Here is a 21,903-nt window from a genome sequence, read left to right on the forward strand (position 1 = left end):
CGTTAGGGGCCCCCCGGGGGTGGTCAGGGAGGCTCTGCTGGATTCTGCGGCAGATGTCACACCTGAAAGCCCAGGGCAAGCGACAATTTAGGGGCTATCTTGCACGATCCCCACGGACCACCGCCCTGCGATGCCCCTGCGCCACAGCTTCACCCCACCCGACAACACCCGCCTGGCCCACCTGTGCGGCCCGATGGACGAGCACCTGCGCACCATCGAGGCGGCCTTCAACGTGACGCTGGCGCGGCGCGGCGAGAGCTTCCGCATCGACGGGGCCAAGGCCGCCTCGCAGCAGGCGCTGGGCCTGCTGGAAGCGCTGTACGCCAAGGCCGGCCGCTCCATATCGCCCGAGACGGTGCAGCTGATGGTGGCGCAGGCGCTGGGCGGACAGGGATCCGCCTCTGGCGGCGCGGGCCGCGGCACCGGCACCGCCCGGCGCACGGCTGCTGCCCCGAAGGACAGCCTGCCCGACGAGGGCGCCGACGGCCCCACCCTGCACACGCGCCGCAGCGACCTGCAGGGCCGCACGCCCAACCAGGTGCAGTACCTGCGCAACATCATGGGCCACGACATGAGCTTCGGCATCGGGCCGGCCGGCACGGGCAAGACCTTCCTGGCCGTGGCCTGCGCGGTCGATGCGCTGGAGCGCAGCGCCGTGCAGCGCATCATCCTGACCCGCCCGGCCGTGGAGGCCGGCGAGCGCCTGGGCTTCCTGCCGGGGGATCTGTCGCAGAAGGTCGACCCCTACCTGCGCCCGCTGTACGACGCCCTGTACGACCTGATGGGCTTCGACCGTGTTACCAAGGCCTTCGAGAAGGGCCTGATCGAGGTGGCCCCGCTGGCCTTCATGCGCGGGCGCACGCTGAACCACGCCTTCGTCATCCTCGATGAAGCGCAGAACACCACGCCCGAGCAGATGAAGATGTTCCTGACCCGCATCGGCTTCGGCACCAAGGCCGTGATCACGGGCGATGTCAGCCAGATCGACCTGCCCAAGGGCAGCAAGAGCGGCCTGATCGAGGCTCGCCAGGTGCTCAAGCGCGTCAAGGGCGTGGCCTTCACGCAGTTCGGCGCCTCGGACGTGGTGCGCCACCCACTGGTGGCCCGCATCGTCGAGGCCTACGACCGTTTCCAGAACACCGCCGAGGCCGATGCCGCCGCCGGCAGCGCCCCTACGCAAGCATGAAGCCCGCCCTGTCCCTGAGTCTGCAGTTCGCCGACAAGCGCCACCGCGAACATCTGCCCCGCCACAAGGTGACCCGATGGATCCGCGCCGCGCTGGAATCAGACGCCGAGATCGCCGTGCGCCTGGTGGATGCCGAGGAGGGCCAGTCCCTGAACCGCGACTACCGCCAGAAGGACTACGCCACCAACGTGCTCACCTTCGACTACGCCACTGAGCCGGTGGTGATGGCCGACCTGATCATCTGCGCGCCCGTGATCGAGCGCGAGGCACAGGAGCAAGGCAAGCCGCTTCAGGCGCACTACGCCCACATGCTGGTGCACGGCGCCCTGCACGCCCAGGGCTGGGACCACGAGGATCCCGAAGAGGCCGACGCCATGGAAGCGCGGGAGCGCGAGATCCTGGCGCAACTGGGTTTTGACGACCCGTACGCGGCCTGAAACTGGCGGGGCCACTCACGCCCCGCCTGCCCGAATATCTGGGGCGGAAATAACACACGAACAACTGTTTGAAAACAGGCGCTGCTGCCGGGAAAATAAAACCGCGCCTCAATCCGTGAATTGATCACGCGGTTTCACCCCCTTATTTGGGGGCCCTCAGGGGCCACCCTGTGACGGTCTGAACCGGGGATGAGAACAATCGAGCCATCGACAACGCATTCCGATGCAAACCCCGAGAGGTTTCGATGTCAGCTCTTCACAAATCAAAAATCTATACCCGCTACCACCCGCTGAAACACATCGCCGTGCAGGACGTGCGCGAGATGTTCAAGGTGTTCTGCCGTTACTACGAGAACACCTCGCTGGAGCAGTTCATCTCCGACCTGAACCGCAAATCGGGCGCGTTCATCATCCGCCGCAAGATCGACGACGCGATCGTGGGTTTCTCGACCATGGGTATTTACCACATGGAGGTGGACGGCAAAAAGATCCGCGGCATTTTCAGCGGCGACACCATTCTGGAAAAGGAATATTGGGGCAACCGCGCCATGAATGCCGCTTTCGTGAAGCGGCTGGTGTGGGAGGCCATCAAGGACCCGTTCACGCCGCAGTATTGGTTCCTGATTTCCAAGGGATATAAAACCTTTTTGCTGCTGACGCGCAATTTCCCGGATTACTACCCGCACCCGGAGCATGACAACCCCCACATGAAGCACATCGTGGAGGCCTACTGCGACAAGCTGTTCCCGGGCAAGCTGGACCGCGACGCCATGGTGCTGGATTTCGGCGAGGGCTCGAACTGCCTCAAGAGCGACGTGACGCCGATCAGCGCGGCGCAGCGCACCGAGACCGACATCGCTTTCTTCGAGCAGCGCAACCCGCAGTGGGAGCGCGGCACCGAGCTGCCCTGCGTGGGCCGGGCCGACCTGGTGACCTTCTTCCAGGTGATCGCGCCGCAGGTGCTCAAGCTGCTGTTCAAGCCGTCGCGCTCGGGCGCGGGCTGGCGTCGTCGCCTGGCCAATCAGTGGTCGGATTCGAGTTTCGGCAAGGCGGTGGCACGGCACCGGGCCACGATGGGCTGAAGGGCCCGGGTACCAGTTCTCTAGGGGTGAAGAGTTTGGGGGGCCTTCGGGCCCCCTTTTTTGTGCGCATCCGTTCTACGTTGAAATCGTTTTGAGCGCTTTGTCGGGGCAGCGCGGGGCGCGGGATGTGGAGACGTCTGGCCGGGCTTCATTGTTGGCGGTCCCGCCTTCGGCGGGACTGCCCTGCGCTGCTCGCGGCGAGGTGGGGCCGCAGAACTCGCTCCGCGGCCGTTGGCCGCTGCACTCAAACAGCTGCGGCCAGTCAGTTCACGAAGCGCGCTGCGCGCGCCCACCTCGCCGCTGCGCTGCTCGGCGCCAACAAGGCGCCCGGCCAGCCGCCCCCACATCCCTTATTTCGCCCCGCTGGCGGTATGCGAAAAATGGTGGCACGCCTTGCTCGCTGCGCATTGCAACACCGGATCTGGGCAACATCCATGGGGCCGCGGTGCGCGTGCACAACGAAGCGATGCGTGAGCCAGCGCCAGCCCGCCACAGGCCAAGGACGCAGCCGGCGCATGCGGAGAGCGGGGCACAAAGGGGCTGAGACGGCATCCGGCCGGGCGCCTTGAGGGTGCCGAGGAGCGGAGCGGCGAGGTGGGCATGTGCGCAGCACATGCTTCGTTCAACTGACTGGCCGCAGCTGTTTGAGCGCAGCGGCGAAGCCGCGTAGCGAGTTCTGCGGCCCCACCTCGCCGTGAGCACCGCAGGGAAGTTTCGCCGAAGGCGAAACCACCCGAATGAAGCCCGGACGGATGCCGTCTCAGCCCCCGCCCCGCGCTGCCACGCGAAAGCGAGACAAGCACCGCAGGCAAAGGACAAACACGTTCAAGGTCAGAGCCCCGCCCGCTCCCTCACAAACGCCTCGAACACATCGACAGGCAGGGGCCGGCTGAACAGATACCCCTGATACGCCTCGCACCCAATGTCCGCCAGAAACGCCCGCTGCCCCTCCGTCTCCACCCCTTCGGCAATGACCGAAAGCCCCAGGCTCTGCCCCAGACTCACCACCGTCCGCGCAATCGCCGCATCGTTGGGATCCGTCAGCACATCCCGCACGAAGGACTGGTCAATCTTCAGCTGGTCCAGCGGCAACCGCTTCAGGTAGCTCAGCGATGAATAGCCCGTGCCGAAATCATCCAGCGAGAAGCCCACGCCCCGGGTCTTCATCGCCGTCATCTTGGCAATCGTGTCCTCGATGTCGCTGACCAGCATGCTCTCGGTCAGCTCGATCTTCAGGCGGGTCGGGTCGATGCCCTGCCGGCCCAGCACCGCGTCCAGGCGCGCCACCGCATCGGGCTGGCGGAACTGCTGCGCGCTGACATTGACCGCCAGCGTGAGCGGTGCCATGCGCGGATCCTCCGACCAGCGCAGCAACTGCGCACACGCCTCGCGCATGACCCAGGCGCCCAGGGGCAGGATCAGGCCCGTCTGCTCGGCCAGCGGGATGAACTCGCCAGGCGACACCATCCCCCGCTGGGGATGCACCCAACGCACCAGGGCCTCGGCGCCGATGACCTGGCCGCCCGCGCCGATCTGCGGCTGGTAGTGCAGCACCAGTTGCTGCTCGTCCAGTGCCGTGCGCAGTTCGTCTTCCTGCTCGTTGCGCGCCACCACATCGGCCTGCATCACATGCAGCACCAGGTACAGCGTCAGCACGGCCAGGATGTTGTTGGCCCAGGTGCCCGCCACGCGCATGTCGTCCGGCAAGGCATAGGGCGTGACGATGGCCGCCTCGCAACTGGCGAACACCACGAAGGCGGCCAAGAACAGCAGCGCCACGCCATGGCGCAACAGCGCCCGCTCCGCGCGGAACAGCAGGTAGGCGCTGGCCCCCAGCGACAGGAAGAAATGGTGGGTGGCCCGGGGCACCTGGCTGCTGGGCACATCGAGGAACACGCAGATCGCCCCGATGAACACGAACAGGTTGCCCAACAGCAGCAACGAGGCATTGCGCAGTTCGCCGCGGCGGCTCATCACCAGGGAGGCGGCCCCGGTGGCGACCATGGCCATGTCCAGCGGCACGATCAGCCACAGGCCATTGACGACGAAGAACACCGCCCAGCCCGCCGCGATCAGCATCAGCAGCACACTGCCCAGCGCCAGCAGCAACTGCATGCGGCGCTGGTGCTTGGCCTGCGCCCCGCGGGCACTGCGAAAACCCGTCCCGGCGGTGCTGTCCGCCCATGCCGGGCCTGACCTGGTCGATGCAGGTGGGGCCAGAACGGGGCCGACCTGCCACAGAGCGGTGGCAAGGCGGCGCAAACCAGGGGGCACGGCGAGATTTCCTTCGGAAACGGGAAATTGGAACTCGCCGGTCTATCGGCCGGCCAGGGGCCGGCTTGAGAAGCCGCTCCGGACCTGCGCCATCGCGGCGGGCCGGAGCGTGCAGCCTGTCACAAGCTCAGGGCTTGGGGATCGGCTTCAGGTAGGCCACCTTGGTGGTGGCGAACAGGTTGTACGCGAAGATGGCGGCGTTGGCCAGGGGCACGCCGTAGCTGTTCCATTCGGCACGGTGGATGGCGTCGATGAGGCTCTCGCCGCCGCTGACTTGCGAGATTTCTTGCTTGCTCAGGACTTTCATTTTGGATTCCTTATGTTGAGTTTCATGCGTAGCGCATCACGCCTTAACGTTGAACGTTTGTTCAAAATTCAGGCGCGCGCCGATCATGTCTCGTCATTCAGAAACTGAATCCTTGGGCAAACCCGCAACACCCCACGAATGAGTGTTAAACGACAATCGTATTGACTGAAGGCGCCATATCAGGCGGCCAGACCGCTGAGGAATCCGCGCACGCCCTCATCGTGCAGGCAGCGTGGTTTGTAAGCGCTTACTCTCTTGGCGATCTCGGCGATGTGGGCCGGCGTGGTGCCGCAGCATCCGCCGGCGATGTTCAGGAAGCCCGCCTTGGCGAAGTCTTCCACCAGCGCGCCGGTGACCGGCGGCGTCTCATCGAAGCCGGTGTCGCTCATCGGGTTGGGCAGGCCGGCGTTGGGGTAGCAGCTGATGTAGGTGTCGCCGGCCACCTTGGACAGCTCTTCGATGTAGGGGCGCATCAGCGCCGCGCCCAGGGCGCAGTTCAGGCCGATGGCGATCGGATGGGCGTGGCGCACCGAGTGCCAGAAGGCACTGACCGTCTGGCCCGACAGGATGCGGCCCGAGGCGTCCGTCACCGTGCCGGAGATGATGATGGGCAGGCGCTCGCCGGTGTCCTCGAACAGCTGGTCGATCGCAAAGATGGCCGCCTTGGCGTTGAGGGTGTCGAAGATGGTCTCGACCAGGAAGACGTCGCTGCCGCCCTCCAGCAAGGCCTTGGCCTGCTCATAGTAGGCCTGCTGCAGCGCATCGAAATCGACGTTGCGCGCGCCCGGGTCGTTCACATCGGGGCTGATGCTGGCGGTCTTGGGCGTGGGGCCGATGGCGCCGGCGACGAAGCGCGGCTTGTCGGGCGTGCTGTACTTGAGCGCGGCCACCTTGGCCAGGCGGGCGCCTTCGAGGTTCATCTCGTAGGCCAGCTCCGGCAGGTCGTAATCGTCCTGCGCCACGGTGGTGGCGCCGAAGGTGTTGGTCTCGATCAGGTCGGCACCGGCCGCCAGGTAGCCTTCGTGGATCTCGCGGATCACATCGGGGCGGGTGAGCTGCAGCAGCTCGTTGTTGCCCTTGAGGTCCTTGTGGTGCTCGGTGAAGCGGCTGCCACGGTAATCGGCCTCGCCCAGCTTGTACTGCTGGATCATCGTGCCCATGGCGCCGTCGAGCACCACGATGCGCTGGCGCATGATCTCGGGCAGCTCGGCGGCACGGGTGTAGGGGCGGCGCTCCACGGGTGGCAGGGCCGCAGGGACGGACGACGAGGCAGAAGTGGCGGAGGAACTCATGCCTCTATTGTAGAAAGGGCGTCAAGCCCCTGCAGCAACGCCCGCCTCGCCGATCAGACCTCGGGCTCGATCAGCGAATCGCGGAAGCCCAACGGTGCGCCGTGGTCGGGGCCCTCCTCGCTGGCGGCCCAGATCGCCAGCCGCTTGGCCGGCATCGGCTTGGCATAACGGAAGCCCTGCAGCGAATCACAGCCGATCTGCAGCAGTATGCGCTCCTGCTCGGCGGTTTCAACGCCTTCGGCCACCACGTTCAGGCCCAGCGCGTGGGCCAGTTGCACCACGGCCAGCACGATGGCGTAGGAGTCGCCCTCGGGCTGCAGATCCTTGATGAAGCTGCGGTCGATCTTGAGCTGGCGCGCCGGCAGCTTGCGCAGGTAGGCCAGGCTGGAATAGCCCGTGCCGAAGTCGTCGATGGACAGGCGCACGCCCAGGGCGGCCAACTGGTCGAACATGCGCAACGAGGTCTGCGTGTCTTCCATGGCGGCGGACTCAGTCACCTCGAAAGTGACCAGATCCGGCTCGATCCTGTGCTCGCGCAGGGCCTTCGAGATGCGTTCGACCAGGTCGTTCTGGCGCAGCTGGTGCATGGAGAGGTTCACGGCCACGCGCATGCGCAAGCCCTCCTTCTGCCACTGCCGCATCTGGCGGAACGCGTCGTTGATCACCCAGTCACCCAGCGCACCGATCAGGCCGAAGCGCTCTGCGATGGGGATGAACTGCACGGGGCTCACGGTGCCGCGCGTGGGATGGTGCCAGCGGATCAGGGCCTCCACCGCCGTGGTCTGGCGGCTGATCGCATGGATCTTGGGCTGGTAGTACAGCTCCAGGCCCTTGCCGCCATGGTCCAGCGCATGGCGCAGATCGCGCTGCAGGGCGATCTGCATCTCGGCATCGTTGGCCATGTCGGCTTCGTAGAAGCAGTGCACGCTGCCGCCGGCCCGCTTGGCGGCGTACATGGCCGCATCGGCATTGGCGATGAGGCGAGCGCGCGGGCCATGGTCCGGGTGGACCACGATGCCGATGGAGCACGACAGGTGCATGCCGCGCCCGTCGATCTCGAAAGCCTTGGAGAGGGCCTCTCGCACGCTCATCGACACGGCCGCCGCGGTCGCACGATCGGGATTGTTCTCCAGCAACATCAGGAACTCGTCGCCACCCACCCGGGCCACGACGTCACCGGGGCGCGCCACCGAAGAGAGCCGCTGGCCCACCTGTTTGAGCACCTCGTCGCCCACGGCATGGCCGAAGCTGTCGTTGATGGGCTTGAAGCCGTCCAGGTCGATGAACAGGATGGCCAGGCGGCGGTTGCCTTCCTGCGCCCGCAGCACCGAACTGTCGAGCTGGTCTTCGAAGACCAGGCGGTTGGCCAGGCCCGTGAGCGGATCCTTGAAGGCAATGTGCTTGAGCTCCTGGTTGGCCACCTGCAGCGAGGCGGCCAGCTTGTTGGTGCGCGACTGTGTGCGTGCGTCCATGATGGAGGTCAGCAGCGTCATCGACAGCAGCAGCATGGAGGCCGCGCCCACCATCACACCCAAGGTGTCGCCACGCAGCTCGCTGGACGAGGTGCAGACCGACCCCAGTGGGAAGGACGCCGCGGCCATGCCCGTGTAATGCATGCCGGCGATGGCCACGCCCATGATGGCCGCCGCCGCCATCTGCCACACCAGGGCCGGCAGGCCCTGCAGCTTGCGCAGCCAGAAGAAGATCAGCAAGGCCACGGCCGAGGCGCCCACGGCAATGCCGGCCGAGGCCGCCACCAGGCGCCAGTCCCAGACCACGTCCGGGCTCATTTCCATGGCGTGCATGCCCAGGTAGTGCATCACGCAGATGCCGGCGCCCATCGCCACGGCCCCGCCGGTCAGGCGCAGGCAGGTGAGCTTGTGGCGGCTGGCGATCCACAGCGCCATGTACGACACGCCGATGGCAGCCAGGGCCGACACCAGGGTGTAGAGCACGTCGTAGCCTACCGAGATGGGCAGCTTGAAGGCCATCATGCCGACGAAGTGCATGGCCCAGATGCCGATGCCCATCGTCACCGAACCACCGATCAGCCAGGCGCGGGCGATGGCGCGATCGGCCGTGCGCACACGCTTGGCCAGGTCCAGCGCCACGAAAGACGCGAACATCGCCAGCAGCACCGATGCCACGACGGTCCATGCTTCGTAGCTCGACGGCATGAAAATCACTTCACCGACCATATCCAGATTCCAGGAGGCGCGCCGCTGCGCCATCACCGTGTGAGTTTCGGCTTCTTACAACACTTCTTGAGCGCGGAAGAACGGGCAAAAACCAGTCACGGAGCGAAAAAGGAGGCAGAAGACGGAAAAACGGCCGAAAGTGCTGCACGCTCCCGCGTGGACTTCGCCGTGAGGCGGCTCCGCCCGCCGCGCATCAGGCGGCAGGCCGGGCCAGGCCGGATGTCAGTGCATCACGACCGGTTGCTGCGCCATGCCGGCGTAGCGTTCGAGGTAGGCATCGAACTCTTCGATGCTGGGCGAGGATTCGATCAAGGCTTCGACACCTTCCTTGAAGGATTCGGCCAGGGCACCTTCGATGAAGATTTCCTTGCGGGCGAATTTGTCGACGATCTCATAACCACCACGCGTGAGCGCCTGGGCGAGGTGGATACCCACCTGTTCGGCAGCCATGTCGATCTGAACGACGGCGTAGTTGTCTGAGTTGTAGAGCATGTGCATGGACGGTACTCCGTATCCTGTCTGGGTCTGACAGGGAGTTGGGGACAAATTGCCCGTTCTCAAGCCCATCATTGACCTCAGCTTCGGCTGCGTCACTCCCCGACTTGAGGGCTGACCAGTGCAGCGGGTGAAGCGCTGTGGTGTATTGCACAACATGCGTCGCCAGCCACGGAGCAGGCCGGCGTTGCACGGGCTCAGGGACGTGCCGCGAGGCGTTTCTCGATGTCCTGGACCAGATCGCCGTCATCTGGTGCGGTCATGCTGCTGTAGGCCGTCACGGTGCGTCCATCTCGAGACACCAGATACTTGTAGAAGTTCCACTTGGGGCTGGTGCCGCTGAGGCGGATCAGCTCGGCATAGAGCGGGTTGGCGCCCTCGCCCCTGACCGTGCTCTTGGTGAACATCGGGAACTTGACGCCGAAGGTGTTCTGGCAGAACTCGGCGATCTGCTTGGCGTTGCCCGGCTCCTGGTTGCCGAAATCGTTGGACGGGAAGCCCAGCACCACCAGGCCCCGGTCTTTGTACTTGGCGTGCAAGGCTTCCAGTCCCTGGTACTGCGATGTGAAGCCACAGTAGCTGGCCGTGTTGACCACGAGCAACACCTTGCCCGCGTACTGGCACAGGGGCTGCGGTTTTTCATCCTGCAGGCGCGGGAAGGTCTTGTTGAGCAAGGGCGGGCAGGCGGGCTGGGCCGTGACGCCCAGGTCTGCAGCCGAGGCCTGTGACGACATCCCCGCCAACCCGAGCGTCAAGGCCAGGGCCGGTGTCAGGCGCAGGTGAGCAATGGACGTGTGCATGCACGAATGATGGCACATCGCGCAAATTGCAGCCCTCCATGCATCAGCGTGTCCCATTTTCATAGCCGCTTCCCCTATTTCTAGGGGTCAGGCCCCCGATATCGGCGTTGGCCAGCGCTCGACGGCGAGGCGGTGATATTTCACAATGATTCGAATAATCATGATCCGAATGGACTTTCGCCAATGCCTCAAACAACATCCCCGCTGACGCAGCGCCGCCTGTCCGCACGACTGAGTTCCACCGCCCTCGCCGTCGCTGGCCTGGCTGCCTTGCTGGCCCCCTGTGCGGCCAATGCCCAAGCCGACGCCTCCGTCGACGACCAGTACCGCCAGGCGCTGTACCAGCGCGAAACCGGCGCGCCCTACTCCGCCATCGAATCGCTCGAAACCCTGCTGTCGGCCAACCCCACGCTCAACCGTGCCCGGCTGGAACTGGCCGTGAGCTACTACCGCACGCTGAACTTCGCCAAGGCCCGAGCCGAATCACAGCGCGTGCTGGACGATCCACAGACGCCCGAGAACGTCAAGCTGTCGGTGTTGTCCTTCCTGAAGCAGCTCGAGCTTGAAGAGAAGGCCGCGTTCGAGAAGCCCCATAAGTTCGAGCCCAGTGTGTCTCTGGGATTGCTGTACGACAGCAACGTGAACGCCGGGCCCGACAACGCCGTGCTGCCCGGCGGCTTCCAGCTCACGCCCGGCAGCCTGGAAACTTCCGACTGGGCCGTGGTGGCCCAGGCCGGCCTGATCCACACCTGGATGAGCCCTTCGCCGGTGCGCCTGGGCCAGTCCACCGCCCGCTTCGGCTGGGTCAGCCAGGGCAGCCTGTACTACAAGAGCTACCACAACGAGCACGACTACAACCTGGGCGTCGCGACCTTGGCCACCGGCCCCACGCTGATCGTGGGCAACCAGTGGCGCGGCAACCTGAACCTGCAGGTCGACCACCTGACCTTCGGTGGCGACACGCTGGGCGTGTACACCTCGCTGAGCCCGTCGGCCGCGGTGCGCATCGGGGCCGATGGCGAACTCACGGCCGACGTGCAGTGGGTCAAGCGCGATTTCAAACGCAGCGTCGATGAAGGCCGCGACAGCACCTACCGCTCGGCAGGCCTGGCCTATGGCCACCTGTTCAACCGCGGTCAGCTGGCCGTGCAGGGCGGCGCCCGCTGGTTCGATGAATCGGCCGATCAGGACCGCTTCAGCAACGACGGCTACGAGTACTTCCTGGGCGCCCGCCTGCGGGCCTGGGAGGGCGGCGACCTGTTTGCCCGCGCCGCCTGGCGCCGCAGCCGCTTTGACGGCGTCGAGCCGCTCTACGGCGAGGCCCGCCGCGAGACCGAGCGCCGCGTCGAGCTGGGCGCCAGCCACGAGTTCCAGACCGGCTGGTTGCAGAAATGGCAGCTGTCGGCCACCGTCACCAATGTCCACAACGAGGCCAATCTGAGCCTCTATGGCTACGACCGCGACACCGTGCAGTTCACGCTGGGCCGCGGGTTCTGACCATACCCATCAGGAGCAGTTCATGAAGACCACCACCACCCGCATCACCGCCGTCGCCCTGGCCACGGCCGCCCTGTGCTGGCACCAGGCCAGCCATGCTGCCGCCACACCGGAGCAGTTGCGCAGCGTGACGCTGTATGCCAACGTGAGCATCCAGGAAGACTCGACCAGCAGCTGGGGCCCCTGGGCTGAATTCGAACCCACGGCCGCGGGCAACAACCCGCCCGTGGCGGCGCCGCGTGTCAGCACCGATCCGTACCGTCCGCTGGCGCAGATCACGCAACCCGGCACCACGCCACCTATCGATCCTGTCGCGGCATGCGCCGGCGGCAGCATCTGCGGATTTGGCATTTTCAGGGGTGGTGATCTGAACGACCCAGACCAATCCAAGCCTCTATCCGACTTCAACGCATTCCGGCTCAATGGCACCGTTGGCTCGCAAGGCGAAACCGGCTCCGCATTGCTGCCTCAAACAATTCAGCTAGAAGTCACGGTGCTGTCCTCCACCGATGCGAGTTTCCGCTTACCGGCGTCAGGCGACTTGAACTTGACCGCTGGATATGGACGGTTTCTGGGGGAGACACCAGGCGGCTTCCATTACGCCAATAACAACCTACCCACCAACGCATACCAAATCGGAGCAGACCCCCAGCGAGCTGGCAGCTTCTACTCGCCCGAGCAGATAGAAGCCATCAATTTCAAGCTGGTGACGTACGTGCAAGGCTCATCCAGCATGCAAGGCAGTTGGGGTGTGATCGGCTATACCACCACCGATGCCAGCATGGCGACTATCAGAGGCGTCACCAATGCCGAGTACAACGGCACGGATCACTACGGCACGAATGTCAACGTGAAAGTGAACTTCAATGCGGGCTCGTGGACAGGAAGTTGGAATGGCGGCGGCGACAGCAACGTCGTCAGCACCAGGGCTACAACCAGCGGCGGAACCATGCTGACAGGGGGCGTGGGCTTCACAGCCGGGGGCACCGTCGTCGGCTCGACCTTCACATCGAACACGGTAGGGACCACCGATCCGCGGGCCACCGTCACAGGGACGGTGCAAGGCGCGTTCTTCGGACCAGCCGCCGCTGCTGCCGGCGGCGTGGTCGACATCACCAAGACCGTGCTGCCATCATTGCAACAGCCCGCCGGTGTCGGCAACGCCACGCCGCAGACTGTTTCGGTGAACCCCAGCCAGGGCTACACCGGTCGTTATGTGGCCCCATTCATCGTCACCAGAGGCGGCAACGACCGCCGACAATGACACAGGTGCCGCGCCGCGGCGCCCGGACAACCCGGCCCGTGACCTGCGGCGCGAAATGACAGAAGGGAGCCCTCGGGCTCCCTTCTTTGTTTGACGCCTCATCCCCTTGGTGAGGCCGCTCACCGCGCCAGCGGCGCGGCCGGTGCGGTCACTCCACCGCCTTGACCATTTCTTCGACCACCTTCTTGGCGTCGCCGAAGACCATCATGGTCTTGTCCATGTAGAACAGCTCGTTGTCCAGGCCGGCATAGCCCGAGGCCATGGAGCGCTTGTTCACGATCACCGTCTTGGCCTTGTAGGCCTCCAGGATGGGCATGCCGTAGATCGGGCTGCCCTTGACGTGCGCCGCCGGGTTCACCACGTCGTTGGCGCCCAGGATGATGGCCACGTCGGCCTGGCCGAACTCGCCGTTGATGTCTTCCATTTCGAAGACCTGGTCGTAGGGCACCTCGGCCTCGGCCAGCAGCACNGCTGTCGTTGATGGGCTTGAAGCCGTCCAGGTCGATGAACAGGATGGCCAGGCGGCGGTTGCCTTCCTGCGCCCGCAGCACCGAACTGTCGAGCTGGTCTTCGAAGACCAGGCGGTTGGCCAGGCCCGTGAGCGGATCCTTGAAGGCAATGTGCTTGAGCTCCTGGTTGGCCACCTGCAGCGAGGCGGCCAGCTTGTTGGTGCGCGACTGTGTGCGTGCGTCCATGATGGAGGTCAGCAGCGTCATCGACAGCAGCAGCATGGAGGCCGCGCCCACCATCACACCCAAGGTGTCGCCACGCAGCTCGCTGGACGAGGTGCAGACCGACCCCAGTGGGAAGGACGCCGCGGCCATGCCCGTGTAATGCATGCCGGCGATGGCCACGCCCATGATGGCCGCCGCCGCCATCTGCCACACCAGGGCCGGCAGGCCCTGCAGCTTGCGCAGCCAGAAGAAGATCAGCAAGGCCACGGCCGAGGCGCCCACGGCAATGCCGGCCGAGGCCGCCACCAGGCGCCAGTCCCAGACCACGTCCGGGCTCATTTCCATGGCGTGCATGCCCAGGTAGTGCATCACGCAGATGCCGGCGCCCATCGCCACGGCCCCGCCGGTCAGGCGCAGGCAGGTGAGCTTGTGGCGGCTGGCGATCCACAGCGCCATGTACGACACGCCGATGGCAGCCAGGGCCGACACCAGGGTGTAGAGCACGTCGTAGCCTACCGAGATGGGCAGCTTGAAGGCCATCATGCCGACGAAGTGCATGGCCCAGATGCCGATGCCCATCGTCACCGAACCACCGATCAGCCAGGCGCGGGCGATGGCGCGATCGGCCGTGCGCACACGCTTGGCCAGGTCCAGCGCCACGAAAGACGCGAACATCGCCAGCAGCACCGATGCCACGACGGTCCATGCTTCGTAGCTCGACGGCATGAAAATCACTTCACCGACCATATCCAGATTCCAGGAGGCGCGCCGCTGCGCCATCACCGTGTGAGTTTCGGCTTCTTACAACACTTCTTGAGCGCGGAAGAACGGGCAAAAACCAGTCACGGAGCGAAAAAGGAGGCAGAAGACGGAAAAACGGCCGAAAGTGCTGCACGCTCCCGCGTGGACTTCGCCGTGAGGCGGCTCCGCCCGCCGCGCATCAGGCGGCAGGCCGGGCCAGGCCGGATGTCAGTGCATCACGACCGGTTGCTGCGCCATGCCGGCGTAGCGTTCGAGGTAGGCATCGAACTCTTCGATGCTGGGCGAGGATTCGATCAAGGCTTCGACACCTTCCTTGAAGGATTCGGCCAGGGCACCTTCGATGAAGATTTCCTTGCGGGCGAATTTGTCGACGATCTCATAACCACCACGCGTGAGCGCCTGGGCGAGGTGGATACCCACCTGTTCGGCAGCCATGTCGATCTGAACGACGGCGTAGTTGTCTGAGTTGTAGAGCATGTGCATGGACGGTACTCCGTATCCTGTCTGGGTCTGACAGGGAGTTGGGGACAAATTGCCCGTTCTCAAGCCCATCATTGACCTCAGCTTCGGCTGCGTCACTCCCCGACTTGAGGGCTGACCAGTGCAGCGGGTGAAGCGCTGTGGTGTATTGCACAACATGCGTCGCCAGCCACGGAGCAGGCCGGCGTTGCACGGGCTCAGGGACGTGCCGCGAGGCGTTTCTCGATGTCCTGGACCAGATCGCCGTCATCTGGTGCGGTCATGCTGCTGTAGGCCGTCACGGTGCGTCCATCTCGAGACACCAGATACTTGTAGAAGTTCCACTTGGGGCTGGTGCCGCTGAGGCGGATCAGCTCGGCATAGAGCGGGTTGGCGCCCTCGCCCCTGACCGTGCTCTTGGTGAACATCGGGAACTTGACGCCGAAGGTGTTCTGGCAGAACTCGGCGATCTGCTTGGCGTTGCCCGGCTCCTGGTTGCCGAAATCGTTGGACGGGAAGCCCAGCACCACCAGGCCCCGGTCTTTGTACTTGGCGTGCAAGGCTTCCAGTCCCTGGTACTGCGATGTGAAGCCACAGTAGCTGGCCGTGTTGACCACGAGCAACACCTTGCCCGCGTACTGGCACAGGGGCTGCGGTTTTTCATCCTGCAGGCGCGGGAAGGTCTTGTTGAGCAAGGGCGGGCAGGCGGGCTGGGCCGTGACGCCCAGGTCTGCAGCCGAGGCCTGTGACGACATCCCCGCCAACCCGAGCGTCAAGGCCAGGGCCGGTGTCAGGCGCAGGTGAGCAATGGACGTGTGCATGCACGAATGATGGCACATCGCGCAAATTGCAGCCCTCCATGCATCAGCGTGTCCCATTTTCATAGCCGCTTCCCCTATTTCTAGGGGTCAGGCCCCCGATATCGGCGTTGGCCAGCGCTCGACGGCGAGGCGGTGATATTTCACAATGATTCGAATAATCATGATCCGAATGGACTTTCGCCAATGCCTCAAACAACATCCCCGCTGACGCAGCGCCGCCTGTCCGCACGACTGAGTTCCACCGCCCTCGCCGTCGCTGGCCTGGCTGCCTTGCTGGCCCCCTGTGCGGCCAATGCCCAAGCCGACGCCTCCGTCGACGACCAGTACCGCCAGGCGCTGTACCAGCGCGAAACCGGCGCGCCCTACTCCGCCATCGAATCGCTCGAAACCCTGCTGTCGGCCAACCCCACGCTCAACCGTGCCCGGCTGGAACTGGCCGTGAGCTACTACCGCACGCTGAACTTCGCCAAGGCCCGAGCCGAATCACAGCGCGTGCTGGACGATCCACAGACGCCCGAGAACGTCAAGCTGTCGGTGTTGTCCTTCCTGAAGCAGCTCGAGCTTGAAGAGAAGGCCGCGTTCGAGAAGCCCCATAAGTTCGAGCCCAGTGTGTCTCTGGGATTGCTGTACGACAGCAACGTGAACGCCGGGCCCGACAACGCCGTGCTGCCCGGCGGCTTCCAGCTCACGCCCGGCAGCCTGGAAACTTCCGACTGGGCCGTGGTGGCCCAGGCCGGCCTGATCCACACCTGGATGAGCCCTTCGCCGGTGCGCCTGGGCCAGTCCACCGCCCGCTTCGGCTGGGTCAGCCAGGGCAGCCTGTACTACAAGAGCTACCACAACGAGCACGACTACAACCTGGGCGTCGCGACCTTGGCCACCGGCCCCACGCTGATCGTGGGCAACCAGTGGCGCGGCAACCTGAACCTGCAGGTCGACCACCTGACCTTCGGTGGCGACACGCTGGGCGTGTACACCTCGCTGAGCCCGTCGGCCGCGGTGCGCATCGGGGCCGATGGCGAACTCACGGCCGACGTGCAGTGGGTCAAGCGCGATTTCAAACGCAGCGTCGATGAAGGCCGCGACAGCACCTACCGCTCGGCAGGCCTGGCCTATGGCCACCTGTTCAACCGCGGTCAGCTGGCCGTGCAGGGCGGCGCCCGCTGGTTCGATGAATCGGCCGATCAGGACCGCTTCAGCAACGACGGCTACGAGTACTTCCTGGGCGCCCGCCTGCGGGCCTGGGAGGGCGGCGACCTGTTTGCCCGCGCCGCCTGGCGCCGCAGCCGCTTTGACGGCGTCGAGCCGCTCTACGGCGAGGCCCGCCGCGAGACCGAGCGCCGCGTCGAGCTGGGCGCCAGCCACGAGTTCCAGACCGGCTGGTTGCAGAAATGGCAGCTGTCGGCCACCGTCACCAATGTCCACAACGAGGCCAATCTGAGCCTCTATGGCTACGACCGCGACACCGTGCAGTTCACGCTGGGCCGCGGGTTCTGACCATACCCATCAGGAGCAGTTCATGAAGACCACCACCACCCGCATCACCGCCGTCGCCCTGGCCACGGCCGCCCTGTGCTGGCACCAGGCCAGCCATGCTGCCGCCACACCGGAGCAGTTGCGCAGCGTGACGCTGTATGCCAACGTGAGCATCCAGGAAGACTCGACCAGCAGCTGGGGCCCCTGGGCTGAATTCGAACCCACGGCCGCGGGCAACAACCCGCCCGTGGCGGCGCCGCGTGTCAGCACCGATCCGTACCGTCCGCTGGCGCAGATCACGCAACCCGGCACCACGCCACCTATCGATCCTGTCGCGGCATGCGCCGGCGGCAGCATCTGCGGATTTGGCATTTTCAGGGGTGGTGATCTGAACGACCCAGACCAATCCAAGCCTCTATCCGACTTCAACGCATTCCGGCTCAATGGCACCGTTGGCTCGCAAGGCGAAACCGGCTCCGCATTGCTGCCTCAAACAATTCAGCTAGAAGTCACGGTGCTGTCCTCCACCGATGCGAGTTTCCGCTTACCGGCGTCAGGCGACTTGAACTTGACCGCTGGATATGGACGGTTTCTGGGGGAGACACCAGGCGGCTTCCATTACGCCAATAACAACCTACCCACCAACGCATACCAAATCGGAGCAGACCCCCAGCGAGCTGGCAGCTTCTACTCGCCCGAGCAGATAGAAGCCATCAATTTCAAGCTGGTGACGTACGTGCAAGGCTCATCCAGCATGCAAGGCAGTTGGGGTGTGATCGGCTATACCACCACCGATGCCAGCATGGCGACTATCAGAGGCGTCACCAATGCCGAGTACAACGGCACGGATCACTACGGCACGAATGTCAACGTGAAAGTGAACTTCAATGCGGGCTCGTGGACAGGAAGTTGGAATGGCGGCGGCGACAGCAACGTCGTCAGCACCAGGGCTACAACCAGCGGCGGAACCATGCTGACAGGGGGCGTGGGCTTCACAGCCGGGGGCACCGTCGTCGGCTCGACCTTCACATCGAACACGGTAGGGACCACCGATCCGCGGGCCACCGTCACAGGGACGGTGCAAGGCGCGTTCTTCGGACCAGCCGCCGCTGCTGCCGGCGGCGTGGTCGACATCACCAAGACCGTGCTGCCATCATTGCAACAGCCCGCCGGTGTCGGCAACGCCACGCCGCAGACTGTTTCGGTGAACCCCAGCCAGGGCTACACCGGTCGTTATGTGGCCCCATTCATCGTCACCAGAGGCGGCAACGACCGCCGACAATGACACAGGTGCCGCGCCGCGGCGCCCGGACAACCCGGCCCGTGACCTGCGGCGCGAAATGACAGAAGGGAGCCCTCGGGCTCCCTTCTTTGTTTGACGCCTCATCCCCTTGGTGAGGCCGCTCACCGCGCCAGCGGCGCGGCCGGTGCGGTCACTCCACCGCCTTGACCATTTCTTCGACCACCTTCTTGGCGTCGCCGAAGACCATCATGGTCTTGTCCATGTAGAACAGCTCGTTGTCCAGGCCGGCATAGCCCGAGGCCATGGAGCGCTTGTTCACGATCACCGTCTTGGCCTTGTAGGCCTCCAGGATGGGCATGCCGTAGATCGGGCTGCCCTTGACGTGCGCCGCCGGGTTCACCACGTCGTTGGCGCCCAGGATGATGGCCACGTCGGCCTGGCCGAACTCGCCGTTGATGTCTTCCATTTCGAAGACCTGGTCGTAGGGCACCTCGGCCTCGGCCAGCAGCACGTTCATGTGGCCGGGCATGCGGCCGGCCACCGGGTGGATGGCGTACTTGACGGTCACGCCCTTCTCGGTGAGCTTGGCGGCCAGCTCCTTCACGGCGTGCTGCGCGCGGGCCACGGCCAGGCCGTAGCCGGGCACGATGATCACGGTTTCGGCATTGCCCAGCACGAAGGCGGCGTCGTCGGCCGAACCGCTCTTGACGGGGCGCTGCTGCTGCGCGCCACCGGCGGCGGCGCTGCTGGCCTCACCACCGAAGCCGCCCAGGATCACGTTGAAGAACGAGCGGTTCATGGCCTTGCACATGATGTAGCTCAGGATCGCGCCCGAGCTGCCCACCAGTGAACCGGCGATGATCAGCATGCTGTTGTTCAGCGAGAAGCCGATGCCCGCCGCCGCCCAGCCCGAGTAGCTGTTGAGCATGGACACCACCACCGGCATGTCGGCGCCGCCGATCGGGATGATGATCAGCACGCCCAGCACGAAGCTCAGCGCCAGCATGGCGAAGAAGGCATCCCAGCGCTCGGTGGCCATGAAGACCAGGCCCAGGCCGATGGTGGCCAGCGCCAGCACCAGGTTCAGCATGTGCTGGCCCTTGAACTGCACGGGCGCGCCCTGGAACAGGCGGAACTTGTACTTGCCGCTGAGCTTGCCGAAGGCAATCACCGAGCCACTGAAGGTGATGGCACCGATGGCCGCGCCCAGGAACAGCTCGAGTCGGTTGCCGGCCGGGATCTGGCCCACGCCAGTGCTCACGGCAGCAGCCTCGACCGCCACGGGCGAGGGCACGATGGCGTCGAGCTGCAGGCTGCCGATCTGGGCCGACACGGCCACCGGGTCACCCACGGCGATCACGTCCTTGACGATGGCTGGCACCAGGCCGAAGGCGGCCGGCTCTGCCACCACGGCCACGGCGATGAACACCGCGGCCAGCCCGATCATGCTGTGCATGAAGGCCACCAGCTCGGGCATCTTGGTCATCTCGACGCGGTTGGCCATCACGGCGCCCGCGCCGCCACCGACGACCACCGCCGCCAGCACATAGGCGATGCCCTGGCCGAAATCGACGCCCAGCGCCTGGGCCTGTCCGTGGATCAGGCCGATGGTGGTGAGCACGGCAATCGCCATGCCGGTCATGCCGAAAACGTTGCCGCGGATGGACGTGGTCGGGTGGCTCAGGCCCTTGAGCGCCTGGATGAAGAACACCGAGGCGACCAGGTACAGCAGGGTGATGAGGTTCATGCTCATTTATTTGGCCTCTGCCTTCTTTTCTTTCTTCTTGAACATCTCCAGCATGCGCCGGGTGACCAGGAAGCCGCCGAAGACGTTCACGGCTGCCAGCGCCACGGCCAGCACGCCCATGGTCTTGCCCAGGGTCGTGACGGTGAGTGCGGCCGCCAGCATGGCGCCCACGATGACGATGGCCGAGACCGCATTGGTCACGGCCATGAGCGGGGTGTGCAGGGCGGGGGTCACCGTCCAGACCACGTGATAGCCCACATAGATGGCCAGCACGAAGATGGTCAGGTTGGTGACGACGTGGGAGATGGCTTCCATCGTGTCTTCTCCAGATGTTGTCAGAACTTGCGGATCTCTTTGATGCGGTTCTCGGCGTCGAGCAGCACCACCTTGGGCTTGTGGCTGACCGCCTCGGCCTCATCGAAGGGGCCGTAGGTGCAGATGATCATCAGATCACCCACGTGGGCCTTGCGGGCCGCCGCGCCATTGAGCGAGATCACCCCGGAGCCGCGCGGCGCCTTGATGATGTAGGTGGCAAAGCGCTCGCCGTTGTTGATGTTGTAGAGCTCGATCTGCTCGAACTCCTTCATGTCGGCCGCTTCCAGCAGGTCTTCATCGATGCCGCACGAACCTTCGTAGTGAAGGTCCGCCTCGGTCACGGTGGCGCGGTGCAGCTTGGCCCGCAGCATCATGCGTTGCATATCAAACTCTCAAATCAGGATCAGGCGCGCAGCAGCTGACCGTCGCGACACATCAGGCAAGCCTTGACGATGTCGTCCTCCAGGTCCACATGGAACTGGCCTTCCTTGTTGAAGACCAGCTTGAGGAAGTCCAGCACGTTGCGCGCGTACAGCGAGGACGAATCCGCCGCCACCAGGGCGGGCAGGTTGGTTTCACCGACCAGGGTCACGCCGTGCTTGACGACGATCTGGCCAGGCTCGGTCAGCGGGCAGTTGCCGCCGGCCGGGGCCGCCAGGTCGACGATGACCGAGCCGGGCTTCATGGACTTGACCATGTCTTCCGTGACGAGCACGGGCGCGGCGCGGCCTGGGATCAGGGCGGTGGTGATGACGATGTCGGCCTGGGCCACGCGCTTGGCGACCTCGACCTTCTGCCGATCGAGCCAGCTCTGCGGCATGGGGCGGGCGTAACCGCCCACGCCTTCGGCGGCTTCCTTCTCTTCGGGCGTCTCGTAGGGCACGTCGATGAACTTGGCACCCAGCGACTCGACCTGTTCCTTGACGGAGGGGCGCACATCAGAGGCCTCGATGACCGCGCCCAGGCGCTTGGCCGTGGCGATGGCCTGCAGGCCCGCCACGCCCACGCCCAGGATCACGACACGCGCGGCCTTGATGGTGCCGGCGGCCGTCATCAGCATCGGGAACAGGCGCTGGTACTTGTCGGCGGCGATCATCACGGCCTTGTAGCCGGCGATGTTGGCCTGCGAGGACAGCACGTCCATGCTCTGCGCCCGCGTGGTGCGCGGCGCTGCCTCCAACGCAAAAGCGGTGAGCTGGGCGCCGGTGAGCGCCTGCAGGCCGTCCTTGTCGAAAGGGTTGAGCATGCCCACCAGCACGGCGCCGGGCTTCATCAGGGGCAGTTCGGACGCCTGGGGCGAGCGCACCTTGAGCACCATGTCGGCGCCCAGGGCGCCGGCCGCATCGGTGATCTCGGCACCAGCGGCCACATAGGCTTCATCGATGACGCTGGCGGCGATGCCGGCGCCCGACTGCACGCGCAGCGTGTGGCCCTGGGCCTTGAGTTTCTTGACGGTTTCCGGCGTGATCGCCACGCGGGATTCGCCCGCGACTGTTTCCAGGGGTATGCCGATGAGCATACGTGGTCTCCTAGGGGTGGTGCCCTTCAAAGGGGGCGGTATTCAGAGCGGAACG

19 protein-coding genes and 2 pseudogenes are annotated in these 21,903 nt (G+C 65.1%); 7 read left to right on the forward strand and 14 right to left on the reverse strand.

Annotation, left to right across the window (positions count from 1 at the left end; all coding sequences use genetic code 11):
- Window positions 1–130: 130 nt before the first annotated feature.
- From EIP75_RS20440 to EIP75_RS20450, 3 genes are all read left to right on the forward strand, one after another.
- Window positions 131–1,186 carry a PhoH family protein gene (locus tag EIP75_RS20440; RefSeq protein WP_125245047.1) on the forward strand — a complete coding sequence of 352 codons (1,056 nt, stop codon included), beginning with the start codon at window positions 131–133 and terminating at the stop codon, window positions 1,184–1,186.
- A complete protein-coding gene (ybeY, locus tag EIP75_RS20445) occupies window positions 1,183–1,623 on the forward strand; it encodes an rRNA maturation RNase YbeY (RefSeq protein WP_125245048.1) in 441 nt (146 codons plus the stop codon). The genes EIP75_RS20440 and ybeY overlap by 4 nt, the downstream gene beginning before the upstream one ends.
- Before the next feature lie 245 nt (window positions 1,624–1,868).
- Window positions 1,869–2,705 carry a hypothetical protein gene (locus EIP75_RS20450; protein ID WP_125245049.1) on the forward strand — a complete coding sequence of 279 codons (837 nt, stop codon included), beginning with the start codon at window positions 1,869–1,871 and terminating at the stop codon, window positions 2,703–2,705.
- Between the two features lie 831 nt (window positions 2,706–3,536).
- Here EIP75_RS20450 and EIP75_RS24990 read toward each other — a convergent pair.
- The 6 genes from EIP75_RS24990 to EIP75_RS20480 all read right to left on the reverse strand — a co-directional run bounded on the left by EIP75_RS24990 (window position 3,537) and on the right by EIP75_RS20480 (window position 10,071).
- Window positions 3,537–4,979 (reverse strand): putative bifunctional diguanylate cyclase/phosphodiesterase, encoded by a 1,443-nt coding sequence (locus EIP75_RS24990; RefSeq protein WP_338014951.1) that lies wholly within the window; start codon window positions 4,977–4,979, stop codon window positions 3,537–3,539.
- 127 nt (window positions 4,980–5,106) lie between these two features.
- Window positions 5,107–5,286, reverse strand: coding sequence for a hypothetical protein (locus EIP75_RS20460; protein WP_125245050.1), 180 nt, complete (start codon window positions 5,284–5,286; stop codon window positions 5,107–5,109).
- Between the two features lie 179 nt (window positions 5,287–5,465).
- Entirely contained in the window at window positions 5,466–6,578 is a 1,113-nt protein-coding gene (locus EIP75_RS20465; protein WP_125245051.1) for a homocysteine S-methyltransferase family protein, read from the reverse strand.
- 53 nt (window positions 6,579–6,631) lie between these two features.
- Window positions 6,632–8,755: a putative bifunctional diguanylate cyclase/phosphodiesterase gene (locus tag EIP75_RS20470; protein WP_158622923.1), complete on the reverse strand. Its 2,124-nt coding sequence runs from the start codon at window positions 8,753–8,755 to the stop codon at window positions 6,632–6,634.
- Between the two features lie 243 nt (window positions 8,756–8,998).
- Complete coding sequence (locus tag EIP75_RS20475; protein ID WP_125245053.1) at window positions 8,999–9,274, reverse strand: BTH_I0359 family protein; 276 nt, start codon at window positions 9,272–9,274, stop codon at window positions 8,999–9,001.
- Window positions 9,275–9,468: 194 nt separating this feature from the next.
- Window positions 9,469–10,071 (reverse strand): glutathione peroxidase, encoded by a 603-nt coding sequence (locus EIP75_RS20480; protein WP_125245054.1) that lies wholly within the window; start codon window positions 10,069–10,071, stop codon window positions 9,469–9,471.
- Between the two features lie 183 nt (window positions 10,072–10,254).
- On the opposite strand from EIP75_RS20480, the gene EIP75_RS20485 reads away from it, so the two are divergent.
- The gene (locus tag EIP75_RS20485) at window positions 10,255–11,568 is read left to right on the forward strand and encodes a tetratricopeptide repeat protein (protein WP_125245055.1); all 1,314 of its coding nucleotides are present in this window, start codon (window positions 10,255–10,257) and stop codon (window positions 11,566–11,568) included.
- Window positions 11,569–11,590: 22 nt separating this feature from the next.
- Window positions 11,591–12,832, forward strand: coding sequence for a hypothetical protein (locus EIP75_RS20490; RefSeq protein WP_125245056.1), 1,242 nt, complete (start codon window positions 11,591–11,593; stop codon window positions 12,830–12,832).
- Window positions 12,833–12,980: 148 nt separating this feature from the next.
- Here the strand turns inward: EIP75_RS20490 and EIP75_RS24695 are convergent.
- The 4 genes and pseudogenes from EIP75_RS24695 to EIP75_RS20505 form a co-directional block, all read right to left on the reverse strand.
- Window positions 12,981–13,316: pseudogene (locus EIP75_RS24695) on the reverse strand (NAD(P)(+) transhydrogenase (Re/Si-specific) subunit beta); the annotation flags it as partial.
- 43 nt (window positions 13,317–13,359) lie between these two features.
- Window positions 13,360–14,286 (reverse strand): annotated as a pseudogene (locus tag EIP75_RS24700) (MHYT domain-containing protein); the annotation flags it as partial.
- A 189-nt stretch (window positions 14,287–14,475) separates the two neighbouring features.
- Complete coding sequence (locus EIP75_RS20500) at window positions 14,476–14,751, reverse strand: BTH_I0359 family protein (RefSeq protein WP_125245053.1); 276 nt, start codon at window positions 14,749–14,751, stop codon at window positions 14,476–14,478.
- Between the two features lie 194 nt (window positions 14,752–14,945).
- Complete coding sequence (locus EIP75_RS20505) at window positions 14,946–15,548, reverse strand: glutathione peroxidase (protein WP_125245054.1); 603 nt, start codon at window positions 15,546–15,548, stop codon at window positions 14,946–14,948.
- Between the two features lie 183 nt (window positions 15,549–15,731).
- Here EIP75_RS20505 and EIP75_RS20510 point away from each other — a divergent pair, with 183 nt between their 5' ends.
- Window positions 15,732–17,045, forward strand: a complete 1,314-nt coding sequence (locus EIP75_RS20510) for a tetratricopeptide repeat protein (protein WP_125245055.1) — start codon at window positions 15,732–15,734, stop codon at window positions 17,043–17,045.
- Window positions 17,046–17,067: 22 nt separating this feature from the next.
- Window positions 17,068–18,309: a hypothetical protein gene (locus tag EIP75_RS20515; RefSeq protein ID WP_125245056.1), complete on the forward strand. Its 1,242-nt coding sequence runs from the start codon at window positions 17,068–17,070 to the stop codon at window positions 18,307–18,309.
- A 148-nt stretch (window positions 18,310–18,457) separates the two neighbouring features.
- On the opposite strand, the gene EIP75_RS20520 is transcribed toward EIP75_RS20515, so the two are convergent.
- Genes EIP75_RS20520 through EIP75_RS20535 form a run of 4 tightly spaced genes read right to left on the reverse strand, consistent with a single transcriptional unit; the run spans window position 18,458 to window position 21,848 of the window.
- On the reverse strand, window positions 18,458–20,020 hold the full coding sequence (locus tag EIP75_RS20520) for an NAD(P)(+) transhydrogenase (Re/Si-specific) subunit beta (RefSeq protein ID WP_125245058.1): 1,563 nt from the start codon (window positions 20,018–20,020) through the stop codon (window positions 18,458–18,460).
- A complete protein-coding gene (locus EIP75_RS20525) occupies window positions 20,021–20,329 on the reverse strand; it encodes an NAD(P) transhydrogenase subunit alpha part 2 (RefSeq protein WP_125245059.1) in 309 nt (102 codons plus the stop codon). It lies immediately after the preceding gene.
- Between the two features lie 20 nt (window positions 20,330–20,349).
- Window positions 20,350–20,712, reverse strand: coding sequence for an aspartate 1-decarboxylase (gene panD, locus EIP75_RS20530; RefSeq protein WP_125245060.1), 363 nt, complete (start codon window positions 20,710–20,712; stop codon window positions 20,350–20,352).
- A gap of 20 nt (window positions 20,713–20,732) precedes the next feature.
- Window positions 20,733–21,848 carry a Re/Si-specific NAD(P)(+) transhydrogenase subunit alpha gene (locus EIP75_RS20535; RefSeq protein WP_125245061.1) on the reverse strand — a complete coding sequence of 372 codons (1,116 nt, stop codon included), beginning with the start codon at window positions 21,846–21,848 and terminating at the stop codon, window positions 20,733–20,735.
- Window positions 21,849–21,903 lie beyond the last annotated feature (55 nt).

It is taken from the genome of Aquabacterium soli (assembly GCF_003933735.1).
GTDB classification, from domain to species: Bacteria; Pseudomonadota; Gammaproteobacteria; order Burkholderiales; family Burkholderiaceae_C; genus Aquabacterium; species Aquabacterium soli.

Excerpts from the sequence above, each read along its gene's own strand:
- EIP75_RS20440 (WP_125245047.1), top strand. The coding sequence starts at position 131 with ATGCCCCTGCGCCACAGCTTCACCCCACCCGACAACACCCGCCTGGCC.
- ybeY (WP_125245048.1), top strand. The coding sequence starts at position 1,183 with ATGAAGCCCGCCCTGTCCCTGAGTCTGCAGTTCGCCGACAAGCGCCAC.
- EIP75_RS20450 (WP_125245049.1), top strand. The coding sequence starts at position 1,869 with ATGTCAGCTCTTCACAAATCAAAAATCTATACCCGCTACCACCCGCTG.
- EIP75_RS20460 (WP_125245050.1), bottom strand. The coding sequence starts at position 5,286 with ATGAAAGTCCTGAGCAAGCAAGAAATCTCGCAAGTCAGCGGCGGCGAG.
- EIP75_RS20465 (WP_125245051.1), bottom strand. The coding sequence starts at position 6,578 with ATGAGTTCCTCCGCCACTTCTGCCTCGTCGTCCGTCCCTGCGGCCCTG.
- EIP75_RS20470 (WP_158622923.1), bottom strand. The coding sequence starts at position 8,755 with ATGCCGTCGAGCTACGAAGCATGGACCGTCGTGGCATCGGTGCTGCTG.
- EIP75_RS20475 (WP_125245053.1), bottom strand. The coding sequence starts at position 9,274 with ATGCACATGCTCTACAACTCAGACAACTACGCCGTCGTTCAGATCGAC.
- EIP75_RS20480 (WP_125245054.1), bottom strand. The coding sequence starts at position 10,071 with ATGCACACGTCCATTGCTCACCTGCGCCTGACACCGGCCCTGGCCTTG.
- EIP75_RS20485 (WP_125245055.1), top strand. The coding sequence starts at position 10,255 with ATGCCTCAAACAACATCCCCGCTGACGCAGCGCCGCCTGTCCGCACGA.
- EIP75_RS20490 (WP_125245056.1), top strand. The coding sequence starts at position 11,591 with ATGAAGACCACCACCACCCGCATCACCGCCGTCGCCCTGGCCACGGCC.
- EIP75_RS20500 (WP_125245053.1), bottom strand. The coding sequence starts at position 14,751 with ATGCACATGCTCTACAACTCAGACAACTACGCCGTCGTTCAGATCGAC.
- EIP75_RS20505 (WP_125245054.1), bottom strand. The coding sequence starts at position 15,548 with ATGCACACGTCCATTGCTCACCTGCGCCTGACACCGGCCCTGGCCTTG.
- EIP75_RS20510 (WP_125245055.1), top strand. The coding sequence starts at position 15,732 with ATGCCTCAAACAACATCCCCGCTGACGCAGCGCCGCCTGTCCGCACGA.
- EIP75_RS20515 (WP_125245056.1), top strand. The coding sequence starts at position 17,068 with ATGAAGACCACCACCACCCGCATCACCGCCGTCGCCCTGGCCACGGCC.
- EIP75_RS20520 (WP_125245058.1), bottom strand. The coding sequence starts at position 20,020 with ATGAGCATGAACCTCATCACCCTGCTGTACCTGGTCGCCTCGGTGTTC.
- EIP75_RS20525 (WP_125245059.1), bottom strand. The coding sequence starts at position 20,329 with ATGGAAGCCATCTCCCACGTCGTCACCAACCTGACCATCTTCGTGCTG.
- panD (WP_125245060.1), bottom strand. The coding sequence starts at position 20,712 with ATGCAACGCATGATGCTGCGGGCCAAGCTGCACCGCGCCACCGTGACC.
- EIP75_RS20535 (WP_125245061.1), bottom strand. The coding sequence starts at position 21,848 with ATGCTCATCGGCATACCCCTGGAAACAGTCGCGGGCGAATCCCGCGTG.